The sequence below is a fragment of the Mesomycoplasma ovipneumoniae ATCC 29419 genome, from assembly GCF_028885435.1.
Classification (GTDB): Bacteria; Bacillota_I; Bacilli_A; order Mycoplasmatales; family Metamycoplasmataceae; genus Mesomycoplasma; species Mesomycoplasma ovipneumoniae.
In genome coordinates this window covers 1,017,684-1,035,480 of the sequence record NZ_CP118522.1, presented here as the reverse complement: position 1 = coordinate 1,035,480, position 17,797 = coordinate 1,017,684, and the positions used below count along the sequence as shown (strand labels likewise).

Sequence of the window (17,797 nt, the reverse complement as noted above, 5' to 3'; positions counted from 1 at the left end):
TGGCAAAAGTTAATTACAATTTTTTACTGATTTACTAAAATATCAAAACAGATTTACTTAGAACACAAAATTATGAACACTCCCCATTTTTATTTTCAATCCATCTTTGTGGCGATGATGTAAATCTATTTAGACCCGCGTCCATTTTAAACGTGTCGAATTGCACACGGTTAAAATTTTTATTATTTAATATCTCCCACAAATCTATAAATTCTAGTGTATTTCTATTTCTCATCCAATTCTGAATAACAAATCGTGGATCATCTTTGTTTTTATACCTTGCAATATCTGTTAAGCTTATATAATCATTTTATTATACTTAAGTTATTAATTTATGCTTGCATAATTAGAGAATTAAAGTTTATATTCCTGAGTTTCCCAATTTGATGCAAAAATTCACTTTTTAGTGAATATAAATAGCAAGAATGCCCGTAAATACGTGTTTTTTACCCTAAAATCTTAATTTTATTGTTTTAAAATTAAGATTTTACAAAAAAATGCTTGGTCTAAGAAAAAATTATGTTATAATAACTATCACTTAAGAATAATTAATAAATTTGGATATTGAATTAAGGGGGAATTAATTATGTTTTTGTCATAAAAAAATCAGACAGCGCGAATTATCCATTATATTTTTAAATATGATGGAATGCCTTAAATTTGACTGTTTAGAAATCTATAAATTTAGGGCTTTTGGTTATTGTTCTTTCAAAACTTCATATGTTTTTTAGGCTCGCTGCAAATAAAAACGAGTTTTCTATTTGCATTGAGTTTAAATAGTGGTTGTATTTTTTTATGATTTTTGTTATTTTATCAATAAATTGATTTTTACCAGAGTTTTAAAATATGTAATTAACTTTTGCCAAAAAAGTTAAAAAAGTGCCCAAGACCGGACCTGTTTTAAGATTATATCCCCAAACTGGGAAACTCGGGATATAATCATTTTATTATAGTTAAGTTATTAATTTATGCTGCATAATTAGAGAATTAAAGTTTATATTTAGTAAATTAAAAATCAAAATACCACTAAGTATCAAAGCATTTTGATTGCCTTAGAAATTTATTAAATAATAAGTTGTTATTTAAAAATTATAAGTCTATTATTGATTCATTAAGTAAAAAATCTTCTAAACCAATGTATAAAATACCATTTTCATCGTGTTTTGGAATTATTTTGTTTCTTACTATAACTATTTTTTTAAATGAATCATTTATTTTTTTAAGCGAGGTTATTTCTTGTTCTTTTTTTTCTAAATTGTCAATATTAAGTGCTGATTGAATATAGTATCTTTTGTGGCCTTTATTTATAACAAAATCTATTTCAAGCTGAATTTTTTTTCTTGTTGAACCATTTTTAAATTCATGTTCTACAACACCAATGTCAATATTGTATCCTCTTCGAAGTAAATCGTTGTAGATTATATTTTCCATTATATGACTGTTTTCTATTTGGCGAAAATTTAATCTTGCATTTCTTAAACCAATATCTGAAAAATAATATTTAAGTGGGGTTGAAAAATATTTAGAACCCTTTACATCGTAGCGATAAGCGCAATGAATAATATAAGATTCTTCAAAAAATTTAAGATACTTAAAAATCGTATTTGATGATATGTGTATTTGTTTTTCTGACAAAAAACGATTTGCAAGCTTAGAGGGATTAGTTAAAGAACCAATATTTGAAGATGTAAAGTCAAGCAGGATTTCAAGTATTTGTTGCTCATTATGTATTTTGTTGCGCTCAAGAATGTCTTTAATATATGTTTGCTTGAATAACTGCTTTAGATAATGACTTTTTTGTTCATCATTTTGCAATTTATAAATATGTGGCATACCACCATATACAAAATAATGTTCAAAAGCTTCTGATTTGTCATCAAATAATTCATAAACTTCAGCAAAAGATAAAGGATTTACATGCACTTGGTCTCCGCGGTCTCTGAATTGAGTTAATAAATCTGATGAAAGCATTTTAGAGTTACTACCAGTAATATATATGTCTAAGTTACTATGTTTCATAAGACTTAAAAGCACATCTACAAAGGTTATATTTTTTTCATTAGTCTCAACATAGGGATTTGATACATTTTCAGATAATTGAATTTCGTCAATGAAAATGTAGTACATTTTGTTTATATTTTTTGTTTTTTGCTTAATATATTGATGTAATCTAAATGGATTTCGGTATTCAATATTATCAATTTGGTCAAGAGCAATTGTTATAATTTGATTTTCTTTAATCCCACTGCTAAGTAGGTAATCACGATATAAATTGAATAATAAATATGATTTTCCGCATCTTCTTATGCCAGTAATAATCTTGATTCTGTCATTCTCTTTTTTATCAATTATTTGGTTAAGATAAAAATCACGTTTTATTATCATTTTGCTACCTCACTTGAAGAATTTAGGTGGATTTCCACCTTTTTATTTCAAAATAATTTTAACATAAATAAACTTATGCTTAGTAATAGTTTGAAGAATTTAAGTGGATTTCCACCTTTTTATTTCAATGTATCCAATATATTTAATTTAAATTTGTGAAAATACTTAAAACATTATCTATTTATAAATGCTTGTCTATCACTTTTTGTTATATATAGTTATATTTTTTAATGCTATAATTAATATGAAGTTCCTGTCTAATCCTTGAGTTTCCCAGTTTGTTGAGATAATTTTAAAAAAGCCTCTGTTTTTAAGTGCTTTTTTAATTTTTTTACCAAAAGTTAATTACAATTTTTTTACTGATTTACTAAAATATCAAAGTAAAAATCACACACCTGAGTTTGACAGTTTGATGGACAATTCACTTTTTAGCGAATATAAATATGAAAAAATACCCGGATTTACAGGTATTTTTGACTTTAAAACCTTAATTTTTATTATCTTAAAATCAACCTTTTGCAAAAAAAAAAAAAAAATGTTTGGTCAAAAATAAAATTATGTTATAATAACCATCACTAAGAATAATTAATAAATTTTGAGATTAGAATTAAGGGGGAATTAAGAATGTTTTTGCTATAAAAAATCAGAAAATGCGAATTATCCATTATATTTTTAAATATGATGGAATGCCTCAAATTTAACCGTTTAGAAATCTATAAATTTAAGGCTTTTAATTATTGCTCTTTCAAAACTTCATATGTTTTTTAGGCTCGCTGTAAATAAAAACAAGTTTTCTATTTGTATTGAGTTTAAATAGTAGTTGTATTTTTTTATGATTTTTGATATTTTAGTTATAAATTGATTTTTGCCATTGTTTTAAAATAGGTAATTAACTTTTGTCAAAAATCTTTAAAAAGTGCCCAAAACCGGACACTTGCTAAGATTATCTCGTCAAACTGGGAAACTTAGTAACTACCGATTTATTCTTCGGTGGTTTAAGATGTAGCACAGATTTATAAGGAGAATAATTAGTATGAAGCCTTTTATAAAATGACCGGGTGGTAAAACCGAAGAACTGAAAATAATTTTAGAGAATCTTGCAAAAAATATCAATAGATTTTATGAACCATTTGTCGGTGGTGGAGCAGTTTATTTTGCAGTTGATAATATAAAAGAATATTATATAAATGATAAGTCTAATGAGTTAATAAATTTATATAAATCAATTCAATCAAAAAACAATATATTTTTTTACGCAATAAAAGAGATAGATAAATGTTGGAAAATTTTAGAAAAAATCAGTGAAGATTATATATATAAATTATCAGATTTATATAATGAATATAAACTTAATAGAATTTCAGATGCACAGCTTAAGATAAACATACAAAGATTTATTATAAACAATGCTGAAAAATTTAATGGTATATTAAATGATGAATTTATTATTGATGAAAAAAGAATATTATTAGAGTTTGAAAATAACCTTTTTAAAAAATTAAAGAGAATGAAAAAAATAGAAAAGGACAAAGGCGAACTTTCAATAGATGATATTAAATTGAACATAGAAACGGGATTTAAAAGTGGAATATATACTTATTTTAGATTTTTGTACAATAATTTTGATAAGTTAAAGTTGAACGAACATTTTATTAGTTCAATTTATTATTTTATTAGAGAATATTGTTACTCATCTATGTTCAGATACAATAGGAATGGTGGTTTCAATGTTCCATATGGTGGGAGTAGTTATAACAACAAATATTTAACAAATAAAATTGAATATATAGAGAGTTTTGAAATGCAAAATAAGTTAGGTAAAACTGAAATTTATTCCCTAGATTTTGCAGATTTTTTTGATAAAGTGGAATTAGATGAGAATGATTTTATATTTTTAGACCCACCGTATGATTCTTCGTTTTCAACTTATGCTAATAATGAATTTTCAAATGAGGATCATATAAGATTAGCTAATTTTTGTAAAAATACTAGAGCTAAGTTTATGTTAGTTATAAAAAATACAGATTTCATTTTTAATCTATATAAAGAATTTAATATCAAAACTTTTGATAAAAAATATGTTGTAAGTTTTCAGAATAGAAACGATAAGAGAGCAGAACATTTGTTAATAACAAATTACGATATTTACAATAAAGGGAATAAACAATGGATAAATTAAAACAAAAATCTATAGAAGCTATAGTCGAAAGTTCTATCTCAAGTTTTTCTATTGGATTAGAAGAAAAATATACAAAAGAACTAGATGACCCAGATGGAGTTATTAATAGGGAAAAAAACAATCCTTTTATAGCTGAATTAGGGGAAGAATTTATGTTTTATAGTGCTTTTGTTAGAAGTTTTGACAGCTCATTTGGAAAAATATTAGAAAATATCGGAAATAACATTGCTAAATTATCTTATGATGTAAGAAAAAATGTGAAATCATATTTATTACCGCAGCAATCTCAACATGTTGACTATATGATATCAGGTTATGAAAAACATACTAAACCTAAAGTTACTGATTACAATTCTTTTAACTGTATGATTCCACAGGATACAAGAAGTTTTGAAAAAGACCATGTAACAGATCATTATTTTTATAAAAAGGATACAAAAGAACATTTTTTAATTGAATTAAAAGCAGGAGGAGATTTGGATAATAAAAAAGCTAAAACAGAAAAAATAGCTTTACTTCAAGAGTATTTCATTCTTAAAAATTCACTTGAAGAAAATAGCCAAGATACAATAAAAATATTTTTAGCTACTGCATATAATTCATTTGGTGAAGGAAATATTTGGAAACAAGATAGAGTGAAGCAGTTTTTTGCAGAAGAAGAATTACTTATTGGTAGGGATTATTGGAATTTTGTTTGTGATGATAAGGATGGATTCGATATTGTATTTAAACAATATCAAAAAAGCTGCCAGCATATAAAATTATCACTTGTAAGGATAAAAAAACTGTATTTTAATGATAAAAAATAAGCACATAAAAAAGACGATTAGATAAAAATCTAGTCGTCTTTTTTAATACAAGAAAGGAGCAAATATACAAACAGAAAACAAGAAAAAAATAAAATTAAGTATAGAAGAACAGCTAAAACAGGGAAAAATAAAACAATAAAGAAAAGTGGAATTAAACTATCAGAACTAAAAGAAATGGAGAAAAAAGAAAATTCTGAGTTTCCCAGTTTGACGAAATAATTTTAAAAAAGTCTCCGTTTTTAGGCACCTTTTTAACTTTTTTGCCAAAAGTTAATTACAATTTTTTTACTGTTTTATTAAAATATCAAAGTAAAAATCATACCTATTTAAAATATTTAGATCACAAAATTATGAACACATCCGAAGAAAAATTAACAAAAGCACTGCACTCAAAATCTTCACAAAAAACTAGTTGCCTGATTTTTTCTATTAATTTTTTTTAGTTTTTATAACAACTTTTATTGAATCACAACTATTTTTTGATATAATTAATTAATAATAAAAAGATGATTTAGAAATTTCTTAGCTGATATAAGTTACATAGAAAATAAAATTGAATTAATACATAATAAGGTTTGGTTTTTGTGGTTAAAAAATTTAAAAAGTTAAAAAAGTTTACCTTATATTTGTTTGGTTTTGCTTCAATTCCATTAATATACAGTTCGCTCTTTATAAATTGAAATAATAATAAGCAATATTGATATTCTACAAATTTTAGTAGTAAAATTGTTGTAAGAGAGCCTTTTATTAAAAAGTTAAATAAATCGTCAAAAGTTGAAAATCTAGATAATAATTTTGAATTGAAATTATTATTAAACCCTGACTTTTTAGATACCGAACCTAAAAAAATAACTTCTTTTAATATTAATTTTTTAGAAAAAATTAAGAAGTCAGACTTAAGATATAAAGAAGCAAAATACAGCGAAATGTTACCAATTGTCTGGTTTTATTTTGACACTGAAAATGATCGAGAATTTTTTGTTAAAAATTCCTTAAAAAATTCTACTATCAGTCGATTTATTGTTTATAAAAATGAAGAAAAAGACAAACAAACAGGACATGTTGAAACGTTAGATGACAATAATCCGTTAAATAATAATGATAATTATCATTCACTTTTTAGGGAGTCGTCAAATAAAAATATTTCAATAGTAAATTTTCAAAAACAAGCAGCAAAAGACAGTGAAAATCAAGATAAAGCCACCTCAAAGGTTGGTGCTATAGAATTTTTAGACAAATTTGACCAAAATTTTAATATATATTTTAATGAAAATCAATTAAATATAAACGATCTAGTCTCAAATAGACCCAAGCAAGCCGAAAAACCATATCATTCAACGCTAGTCTCATTAATTTTAGGTGGCAAAGCAGGTGTTGATAAAAAGTCGGATTTGTATTTATCAATATTTAAAACAGATGCTGAATGGCACAAAGCAATCGAATGAATGGCTACTAAAGATGTAAGGGTAATAAATCACAGTTATGGAAATAAACTTGTAGACTTTAAAGACTACAACGAAAATGCATATTTACTTGATTTTTTAGCAAGAAAATATGGCGTAATTAATGTCTTTGCTGCAGGCAATGGCGCTGATAAAATTGACGAAGATGAATTTGGCAGAAATAAAGCTGATGATAATCCATGAATTGATGATAGAAGCTTGTCGCTAAATTCAATAGTGGTTGGTGCACTTCAAGATAATTCTAGTAATTCTAATATTGCAAAAAATGAAATAGCGCCTTATTCTAATTTTAAAACTGGTGATGAATACTTGCAATTTGCTAAACCCTTAGTAGTAGCTCCAGGTCAGATTTATAATGTTCTTGATGATAAAAATCAATCTGACCAAAGCAAAAAATATGTAAGTGGAACTAGTTATGCAGCCCCTATTGTAACCGGACTAATATCAACACTTTTAAGAGGAAAACCACTTTGAGTTCGTGATGATTTTAGAGTTCCAGTAATAAAATCTATTCTTTCTGTTTCTGCAATAAGCCCAAATCATATTGATTTGGATAAAAAAGATAGTGGTTATTATGAAAAGTACGGGGCTGGAACCCCTGATTTTGAAAAAATGAAAGAAGCAGTAGATAATATTAGTTTTATTTTCGGCAATAAAGAAAATGAGGGCGAAGTTATTTTTACTGGCAATAGGTTCTGAGTTAATTCAAATGAGACAATTAAGGCCTCCTTGTCTTGAAACTTTAACGCTGGAATGCTAAAAAATAACGAAAAAGGCCAAAATATATCTGGCTGATGGTGATTTTTACCGGCAATCACTAGAAATGTTAGCCACGATTGATTACCGTTAGAGGTAACAAAAAAACGACAAGGTGGTGCTTTTGTTTCAGATTATGATCTTTACTTACAAAAATTAAATTCAAATGGCGATTGAGTTGATGTTGCAAGATCTAATAGCATCCTGAGCAACAATGAATTAATAGATTTTAAGTCAAACGAATCTGCCTATTATCGTATTTATGTTAAAAATTATAGATCTTCCGTTTTTGAAAATTCAGAGGATGACAGAATAGTTGCTTCTTATTTGGTGCATAATGAAAATTAAACAATTTTTTAGTAAATTTATAGTTATAAGTTCCTTAACTTTGCCATTTTTTTTGAGTTCATGTGGTCAGTTTTTTAATTTCACCTCTACTAAACCAAGGCCAAGCCTAGATGAAGATAATCATAAATATAGTGGAGATTATTTTTTAAATCTATTAGATAAACATTATGAAGAGAACAATGTAAAAAGGGCGACATTTTCGCCATTAAATTTTTTCTATTCCTTGCAAAAAGAAAAAAAAGATAGCAATGTAACCCAAAATAGAAGTCGAAATTATTTTCTTGGTAATAAAAATTCAATTGATATTTATACTCTTGAAGAATTTCAAAAAAATATAGTTGAAAAATCCAAAGAAATTACAAAAGACGCCAATATAGATAGTTTTGTTAGCGCTGATTCAATAAAAAAAGAATTTGAAGAAAAATTTCTAAATGGTAAAACAGTAGAAGAAACGCTTAACAACAATAATATTTTAATTATGGAGCATTTTGGCGAAAAAAGTCTATTATCGTCTAGACATTATTATTTCGATGATAAAGAGGACCGCTATATAAATATGACTCCTTTTCGAGCAGATGATATTCATTATAATCGGTATACGAATTTGGGGATTGTGCCAGTGTTTAATCCATATTTTACCGTTGTTTTGTATCCTAAAGACAAAAAAATTTATTTTCACTATGATTTTAAGAAAGCTGACGAAGAAACTTTAGTAACTAAAACTAGAAAAATTTATCATGATCTTGAAAAAAGGTATTTACTTCCGAATTATTTAAAAAATAAAGCATTTTATGATATTTTCGATGAAATTAAGTCTATCCAAAAGAAAAATAAAATTCAATTTTTTAAATTAAAGCAACCGTACGATAAAGTTGCTGAAAAACTCGACCCTTGAGCCAATAATTTTTTTGAAAACAAACATGCGATAATTAAAAATTTAGAAGAATTTAAAGATAAAATAATCAATCGTATTTCAAAATTGGACTCAAGTTTAAAAATAGATGAAAATGAGTTTATAAACGATTTTGAAACAAAAGTATTTAAAGGGGAAAAGCTTGAGAATATCTTTAAAAATTCAAATATTTTTATATATGAAACATGAGAAAAATTTGTCTATGGTTCTCCGCAATCTTATTATTTAAATTCTGATAATAAAAATTCTGATAATAAATCAGCAACAGTAGAATTTGAGAACATAATCATTACAAAGGAAGAAAATAACAATATTTTTTTAGAACCTATTAGCCATTCAGATTATAGTTTTAATGCTTTTTCGGGTTTTTACCCCTTATCAAAATTTAATAAAGTTGCTTTTCAAATTTTGGTAGTTCCAAAAGAAAAAAATATTGTTTTTAATAAAAACATTAATCACCTTAAAACACTCGAATCAGTAATAAAAAATTATTTACCACAATGAAAAATGGAAAAAACGGGTTAGTACATATATATTTTTCATAGATTTATTAAACTTTTTTGCCAATTTCTTATTAAATTGTTTAATATAATACATGCAAAATTGATTCATTGTGTCAATTTTGCATTTTTCTTTTTCTTGAGTTTCCCAGTTTGATAATATAATCTTAAAGAAGTGCCTGGTTTTAGGCACTTTTTTCATTTTTTTTGCAAAAGTTAATTACAATTTTTTTACTGTTTTATTAAGATGTCAAAGAAAAAATCATACCTATTTTAAATATTTAGACCACTAGAAAACTCATAAAAATCCTTTTAAAAAGCACTTAAAATGACTAAACAACAGAAGCAAACTACCAATAAGTTGGCAAAATTTAAATCCTTTTGAACTTCTTTTTTGTACAAAATACTAATTTTTACTTGAAAAAAATTATTAATGGTTTAAAATTTTTAATATATATTTGAACTTTCTATAAAAAATCACATTTTAAAAAAGAAAGTTGGCATATTAATCTATACTAGCCACTTTTTTAAAATTTCACATTTTAAAATATCACTAAAGAGGTGTTTCTTAAATTCAAAAAAATATAAAAAATTATTAATTTGACTGTTTTTGGCAAAAAATAATTAAATTAATAATAAAAGGACAATTAAAACTACATAAACTAACAAATTCAAAATTTGTAGTATCTTTTTTATTTTTTAAAATAAAAAATTTGTATAATTATTATATCCTATATGAAAAGTAATAAGGAGGAAATATGCAAATTTATGTTCCAAGAAGAAGAAAATTAATAATTTTAGCCTCATCCGCTATGGTTTTAGTTGGAGGTTCTTTTGCTAGTTCCTTAGTTAATAATTTTATTAGCTCCAGTAATGAAATTCACTATAGTTCTTCATCTCCTTCAATTGTAATCAAAAATAATCCAAATGATTTAACTTTTGTCTCACCGGTCGTTAATTCTGATTTTAAACCTCAAGAAAATAACGGCCCTAAAGTGGATTTAGTTAAACCAAAAGAAGAAACACCCAAACCGCCAATTAAACAAGAAATCCCTAAAGACACAAAAATAAAAGATCCGGTAGTTATAACAAAAAAAGAAACTCCGATCCAGAGAATTTCGACGCCACGTCGCTCTCTCTCTCTCTCTCTCTCTCCTAGGAAATCTGCAGAGATTTCAACCCCAAATACTCAAACTAGATCACCAGTAATCGTTCAAAATTCATCGCCAGTTCCAACAACTCGTCAAAATCCAGTTCCTGGTGTTTCTCAGTCAAGAATTCAGTATGCTCTTGAAAGGTATAAAAAAGGTCTTGCTGCCGAAATAAAAACTATTGAATCTCGAGTTGCAAACTTGCAAGCTGAAGTTGACGAAATTGAGCGCTCCTATAAAGAAGATTTTGATAAAGATCACATTCGTGGCAAGATTCCTAAAACTGATGCAGGACGGGACCTTTGAAAAGAAGCCTATCAAAGACAAATTGATCTTCCAAGATATAATTTAAATCGTGAAAAACAGTATTTAGAGTACTTAAAAAATCTTCCAGAAAAAACTTCCCTTACTTTGGAAGAGCTAAAATCACTTAGACAGGGTCTGGTTCCTTCGCTTGATTCGATTAATGTTTGAGAATATGAAGATGAAAGTAAAAATCCAACCTTAAATAGACTAAAAAAACATAATCAAAGCCGTACTTTTAATACTCCAAGTTGGTATTCTTTGAGTCCGTGGAATATTTCCAATGGTGAATTTCCCGGTTGGACAAAATCAGATGTAAGTTCCCAGTTTTCTTCAGAAATAGGTAGCAATTTTACTAACTCAATTAAGGTTTATGAATACAAGCCTAATTCAGATAATGAAGACAAAAGTCGCCAACCTTTAAAATTAATCCAACTTGATGCTAATGATAATAATGCTTTTGAGAAATTTCAAGAAATTATGGCAAAAATTTCGCAAAAGGACAGCAAAGTTCAAGCTATAAGAATAAAAAATATTGGCGAAGCTAACTCTTTACAAAATGCCTCAAGTATTCTTGAAGCCATTCCTAGTCAAATTAATACAGTTTCAGTATTTTTAAATAATACAAATGCCACTAAGTCTTTACGCGGTCTTGAAAATAAAAAATTAAAAGAACTGTCAATTTATACAGAAATTAATTCAGTAAGTGATGAATGAAGTATTAATCCTAATGGTCTAAAAAATGTTGATTTTATTAGTTTTGACTATAATAATCAAGCAACTTTTGATCGATCTCAAGGGAAAATTGGTGGTTCAATAGTTTTTTCAGGCCTAAGATGAGAAAAAGGTGATACTGTTGACAAAATTAACGAGGGTCTCTCGATAGTTTTTGACTCAAAAATTAATCAGCGAGTTTTCCAAGGAAATTTTGGTGGAAAAGGTGGCTGACCAACCACACTTGATTTTTCAGAAACAGATGTAAATACTTTTAAAGGCATAAAATTCGATGACTTTGACAAAACTTTTAACGAAAAAGTTAAAAATTGAGAAGACGATCCATATGCTGAAGAAAATTACACCGGCTTTAGAAAACTAAAGTTCACCAAATTAATAATTAAAGGATCAAATTCTAGTGGATCAAACAGCCTAAACTTTAAATTTTCAGATCTTGATGGTGCCCAATTTACTGAAAGATTTTCTGAATCTGTCCCTGGAAGTAGTCCAAGAGTTGATGTAAAAATTGACGGAAGACAAATTAATTCTTACCCTGTTTATATTTCTGGATCACCAACAGGTGACTCAATTGAACAACTACGCAAGTTCATTAGCGTTGCAAACGGATCAGGAAATAATATAAGCCAAATTTTTGTAGAAACTGAAGAAGCAAAAAGCAAAATTGGCTCAACAATTGGAACAGCTCAAGTTCTTGTTGGTAGACAAAACAGCTCAAGTTCTTCTGGGCTTGTCTAATTTAATTTTTTTGGTGGTGAAATATGAAAAAAAGTAATTTTTTAGTAAAAAACAAAGCACTTTTCTTACTTTTTGGACTTGGTTTAAGCAGTTTTGTTTTTTATTCATGCACAACTAACAACGAAACTAAAGTTGAGCAACCAAAAAAAGATCCAAAACCAGGGGGAAGCAGTCAATCAGATACCGAAACTCAACAGCCTAAATTTGATCAAAACACCCAAAAAAGTTTTGAAGACAAAATAAATACTGCTTATTCAACTTTTGAAGCTAGTTCTTCACAGACTTCTTACCAAAATCTTACAAAAACTCTCGATGAAGTTAAGTCTTCACTGCCTCAATTATTTAAAAATGAAGATTTAGAAAAAAAGCAAATTGACTGAGATAGTGCCAAAAAAACTTTAGATTTTCAGCTTGAAAAAACTGGTTACCAAACTGACAATTTAACTAAATTAATAATTGGATCTTTTTTAGATATTCTAAAACCAATTGAAAAATCAAGAGAACTGCCACAGCAAAACCAACCCGAAATCCCCGAAGATCGGGTTAATAAATATTATGAACAATTAAATGCTGTTGCTCCAAAAGGTCAAAATTGAGCAATTGTAAAAGATGGAAAACGAACTGTTGAAGATCAATATCAGTACGATTTTCCTGATAATGAATGAAGATATTACCTTGAAAAATACGGTGGCGGTGGGGCTAAAGTCATTGGCCTTGATGACCCTGATGGACTTAGTGATTATCCGCTTGGAAAAACCAAAAAAGTCTCTTCAAATTTAAAATCATCTTTAGATCAAAAAGCTAAGCAAGCAAATCAACCTTTATATGATAATGCTTCTCAGCGAACCTTTGTCTTGCCAAAATATGATAGTTCTGGAAACATAACAGGGATTGATATTCCCGAACATCACAAAGGTGATACTTCCCCGGCAATTCATCTCGATCCTCAGACCGGACAAGTTTTAAGAGGTGGACCTGGAAGAGTTGGCCTGCCACGGATTTTGCCAAACCAAGAATATAAAAAATTGACAAAAAGTGCAATTTCTGTCGCTTTTAGAAATGGTCAATTTTTAAGAACCCACAACGGAAAAGAGGGTGAGCCTGATTATTTACCCCCTAATGAAATAGTTCATTTTAATAATTTGCACAGAGGGACTCTAAATATTATTGACTATAAAAAAGAAGATAACAATAAATATCCTCTAACTTGGTATTTTATTACAAATGCCCACGTTTTAAATCGACTTCAGGTTGCAAATGATTATCATAAAGATAAAATTTATGGCCGTGATGATGATGCTTATAACACTCATAACCGCCAATATAACACATGAAGTTTGGTTTTTACAAAAATTAAAGATTCTGTTAACCTAAATAATATAATGCCAACAACCGGCGAACCTCGGCATGAAGACTATTATGATACAGTCAATCTTACTGTGCGAACCAAAGATACAAACATTCATAATGCTGGAAAAACACTTGATAGTTCAAAAAATTTTTCAGTAATTGACGATCAACTTAACAATAACCAAGCAATTCCACAAAATGCTGAACTAAATGTTAGAACAATTGTCTTTGGTTCAAATGTTTTTGACAAAAAACTAGGCGACTTTACAAATCAAGAAAAATATAAAAATATGGAAGAATTGCTTGATTTTGCAATTATGGAAGTCGCCTTTGACAACGAAGAGCAAGCAAAAACGATCACAAAAGACTGGTATGATGAACACCAAGACCAAAAAACTAACGATAAATCAACAGCAATTACTTCTGATGCTGACTTTTTAAAAGATAGTCAATATGAAAAACTACCAGCAAATCAGTTTTATGGTCTAGGTTTTCCACTTACAGAAGCAGAAACAAATCAAACTTTAAATGAATTCAAAAATAAAAATGCTTGAGAATCCAGAAAACATAGCGTTAGCCCTTATGTAAATAAAGATACCGGTCTTTATTTTAATCAAGATCCAACTAGCCAACAGTGGCAAAATGGAGGCGATCTTTCTTGATCAAGATCTTATCGATCATTCATGAACAAGCCTGGACTAACTGATATTTTTATTGCAATGCCTTATGTAAGTAATGGTTTTATTAAAATTACTAAATTTGATTCATCAAAAAATGTATTTAGTCATACTCCTTATTTATTTTGAGGTTTAGGTACTTTACTTGATAATTTCACCGGTGGTGGAGGAATGTCAGGAACTGGAATATATAAAGATAATAAGCTATATTCATTAGTTTTTGCAACTGATCCAAGAGCTTCAACGGCTGTTAGTTTAAATTTAAGATCATATGGAAATGACTATAAAGGTTATTATGGAACTTATAATTTACCAAAATACGACCTAATTTATGGCTCAAAACACCAGCGAAAATCATATTTTCAAGCAATGCAACAACTTTATAAAGATAAAGGAATTAAAACTTATCTCTTTCCAAATGGCTTTGAAGATTCACAAAAAGTTGATGTTTTTGATGACTGAAAATAGTTAAAAATAATATAAAAATCATTTATTGACAGTTTTAATTGTTAAAAATTTATGCTATAATTTCCTTAGGTTAATTTTTCCAAATAGCCCTAAAATTTATAGGGTTTCTTGAATCGCAAAACAATAGAAAAAACTAGACACGGTTTTTTCTATTGTTTTAATCTATAAAAAAACTTAATAACTAAGAGAATTATGGCTAGAAAAACAAAAGAAAAACAAAAAACTGAAAATATTGCAGAAAAACTCACTGAAGAGCAACAAAATGTTGTTAATTTAGCATTACAAGGTGAAAATATCCTAGTTGATGCTTGTATTGGAAGTGGAAAAACATCAGTAATTCAGGTTCTGTGTGACAAATTTCCTATTTATAAAAAAATTTTGTACTTAACTTACAATAGACTATTAAAAGTTGAAGCTAAAAACAAGATTAAAAACGATAATGTTATTGTACAAAATTATCATGGGTTTGCATACGGACTTTTACGAAAAGAAGATATTAATTCTTCTTCTGCAGATGCAGTTAAAATATTTTTAGAAAATAACATTTCTGTTGACGCTTATGATGTTTTACTAATTGATGAATATCAAGATATTACTGAAGAAATATCTTTGTTATTGAAAAAAATAAAAGAAAAAAATCCTAATATACAAATTGTTGCGGTTGGTGATATTAATCAGAAAATTTATGATAATACCAAATTAAATGTCACTGATTTTATTGATGAATTTTTAGGATCATATAAAAAAATTAGCTTAACATTTTCCTTCAGAATGCCAAAAGAACATGCTAATATGTTGGGCAGGATTTGGGATAAAACAATTAATGGAGTAAACGAAAATTGTCAAATCCAATATATGGAAATGGAAGAAATTCAAGAATTTTTGGCTAAACAAAAACCTGCTGACATCTTATGTTTGGGTTACCGTTCAGGCAAAATGACAGAACTATTAAATTATCTTGAAGAAAATCATAGTGATATTTTTAATAAAAAAACCGTTTATGCTTCTATAAGAGAAAAAGATGGGAATTTGTCTCCCAAAAAAAATTCAGCTATTTTTACAACATATGATAGCTCAAAAGGATTGGAAAAACCTATTTGTGTTGTTTTCGATTTTGACTTACTATATTGACAAATCCGCTTAAGTCCAATCACAGCAAATTATGAAATTATAAAAAACATATTTTGTGTAGCAGCAAGCAGAGGAAAAGAAAAAATCATCTTTTTAAAACCAAAATCTCCAAACCTACCATTAAATGAAGAAATTATCAAACAATCTAAATATTTAGGGGATTCAGTGAAATGATGTGAAGAATCATTTTCAATGTCTACAATGTTTGATCACAAGTATGACGAAGATATCGAGCATATGTTGCAAATGCTTGGTATAAAAAAAATTAACACAGTCGATAAAAGTGAAATAAAGGTAAAAACACAAGATGCATTAATTGATCTTACACCTTGTGTTGGTATTTTTCTTGAAGCATCTTATTTCAACGATTGACAAATAGATAAAGCAATTAGGCATTTTATTGAACTCAAATATATCCATTCAAAAAAACAACAAAGACAACAGTTAAAAGAGTATGAAAATTACATCAAAGAAAGAAATTCAACAAAAGATTTAACACTCTATCTTGTTTATTTGCAAACAGACCAAGAAAGATACATTAAACAAACGCAGCCCGATTTTGTTGATGATAATGCTGTTGATCAAATGCATAAAAGATTATCAAAAGTGCTTAAAAAAGACGAGATAATTCAACAAATATGCTCGTTGAGATTTAGTGATAATAATCTTACAATAATAGCGGAGGGAATAGCTGATGTTATCAAAAATGAAATAGTTTATGAACTTAAATTTGTTAGCGATTTAACAACTGCTCATTTTTTACAGACTGCTTCATATATGCTAGCCTTAAAAAAAGAAAAAGGTATATTGTGGAATATTCGAAATAACGAAATGCACGAAATTAGAATTAAAAATCGAGAAGAATTTAGAGAAAAACTTGTACAAACAATTTCAAAAGGAACCTATAAACCTAATAACCAAAAAAATTTAAGGAATCAGAAGGAAACAATTAAAGAACAAAAAGTTATTAAAGTGAATAAAAACATTGCTGTAATTGATGTTGAAACAAACTATGATAGTGAAATTTTTTCCGTTGGAGTTGTAATTGCTGATAGCACTAATTTTAAATTAATTGCTAAAAAATATTGAATAATAGAAAACAATTTAAAAGTAGGTGGAAAGTATGCTAGTAATGTTTGATTCCCCCTTCCCTTTGAATTTAAAGAAGAAACTATTGTTGTTCAAACACGCGAAAAAATGATTGTTCATCTAATTAATTTCTTGGAATATTATGAGGTAAAAAATTGGTTTTCATATACAAAATATGATTTTTGACATTTGCCTGAATTACACGAATCATTCGAATATAACGATATTTCTATAGTTGCTAAAAACAAACAATTTAACAAATATATCCCATTAAATGCAGAAACAACTAAAAACGGCGATTTAAAAAGAGGATGAAAGGTAGAAAATATATACAGAATGATAACCAAGAATGAAAATTATTTAGAAACACATAATGCCTTACTTGATGCAATGGACGAATTACGAATTATGGAATTATTAGGCTTAGATATTGAAACATTTCTAAATCCAAATAAAAATAAAGTAAAAACGACCAACCCAAAAAAATTAATTCGTCAAAAACAAGTATAAACAAAAAAACAATCTCAAAAGTAAAAAAAGTAAAAATTTAATTCACTTGTTGGTTTGTTTGCCTTCCCCGATTTCCCCAGTTTGATAAGATAATCTTAAAAAAGTGTCCTAGTTTAGTTTTGGGCACTTTTTTAACTTTTTTGGCAAAAGTTAATTACCTATTTTAAGACACTGGCAAAAATCAATTTATTGGCTAAACAACAAAAATCATAAAAAAACAACTACTATTTAAACTCAATGCAAATAGAAAACTTGTTTTTATTTGCATTGAGCCTAAAAAAATATGTGAAGTTTT

General features: G+C 27.5%; 10 protein-coding genes. 8 read left to right on the top strand and 2 right to left on the bottom strand.

Going from position 1 to position 17,797, the window contains the following annotated elements; genetic code table 4:
- Window positions 1–70 precede the first annotated feature (70 nt).
- Together PWA39_RS03880 and PWA39_RS03875 are read right to left on the bottom strand one after the other, a co-directional pair.
- A complete protein-coding gene (locus PWA39_RS03880; RefSeq protein ID WP_081311135.1) occupies window positions 71–301 on the bottom strand; it encodes a KilA-N domain-containing protein in 231 nt (76 codons plus the stop codon).
- 788 nt (window positions 302–1,089) lie between these two features.
- A complete protein-coding gene (locus PWA39_RS03875; protein WP_069099431.1) occupies window positions 1,090–2,385 on the bottom strand; it encodes an ATP-binding protein in 1,296 nt (431 codons plus the stop codon).
- A gap of 244 nt (window positions 2,386–2,629) precedes the next feature.
- Here PWA39_RS03875 and PWA39_RS03870 point away from each other — a divergent pair, with 244 nt between their 5' ends.
- The 8 genes from PWA39_RS03870 (at window position 2,630) to PWA39_RS03835 (ending at window position 17,502) form a co-directional block, all read left to right on the top strand.
- Window positions 2,630–2,938, top strand: a complete 309-nt coding sequence (locus PWA39_RS03870; protein ID WP_069099430.1) for a hypothetical protein — start codon at window positions 2,630–2,632, stop codon at window positions 2,936–2,938.
- 480 nt (window positions 2,939–3,418) lie between these two features.
- Window positions 3,419–4,564 carry a DNA adenine methylase gene (locus PWA39_RS03865; protein ID WP_069099429.1) on the top strand — a complete coding sequence of 382 codons (1,146 nt, stop codon included), beginning with the start codon at window positions 3,419–3,421 and terminating at the stop codon, window positions 4,562–4,564.
- Entirely contained in the window at window positions 4,552–5,373 is an 822-nt protein-coding gene (locus PWA39_RS03860; RefSeq protein ID WP_069099428.1) for a TdeIII family type II restriction endonuclease, read from the top strand. Before PWA39_RS03865 ends, PWA39_RS03860 begins: the two co-directional genes overlap by 13 nt.
- Before the next feature lie 584 nt (window positions 5,374–5,957).
- Complete coding sequence (locus PWA39_RS03855; RefSeq protein WP_069099426.1) at window positions 5,958–7,940, top strand: S8 family serine peptidase; 1,983 nt, start codon at window positions 5,958–5,960, stop codon at window positions 7,938–7,940.
- Window positions 7,930–9,378, top strand: a complete 1,449-nt coding sequence (locus PWA39_RS03850) for a hypothetical protein (protein ID WP_069099425.1) — start codon at window positions 7,930–7,932, stop codon at window positions 9,376–9,378. The genes PWA39_RS03855 and PWA39_RS03850 overlap by 11 nt, the downstream gene beginning before the upstream one ends.
- A gap of 733 nt (window positions 9,379–10,111) precedes the next feature.
- Entirely contained in the window at window positions 10,112–12,277 is a 2,166-nt protein-coding gene (locus PWA39_RS03845) for a putative immunoglobulin-blocking virulence protein (protein WP_274827442.1), read from the top strand.
- A gap of 23 nt (window positions 12,278–12,300) precedes the next feature.
- A complete protein-coding gene (gene mip / locus PWA39_RS03840) occupies window positions 12,301–14,772 on the top strand; it encodes an Ig-specific serine endopeptidase MIP (RefSeq protein ID WP_069099424.1) in 2,472 nt (823 codons plus the stop codon).
- Window positions 14,773–14,964: 192 nt separating this feature from the next.
- Window positions 14,965–17,502 (top strand): AAA family ATPase, encoded by a 2,538-nt coding sequence (locus tag PWA39_RS03835; RefSeq protein WP_240534020.1) that lies wholly within the window; start codon window positions 14,965–14,967, stop codon window positions 17,500–17,502.
- Window positions 17,503–17,797: the final 295 nt, after the last annotated feature.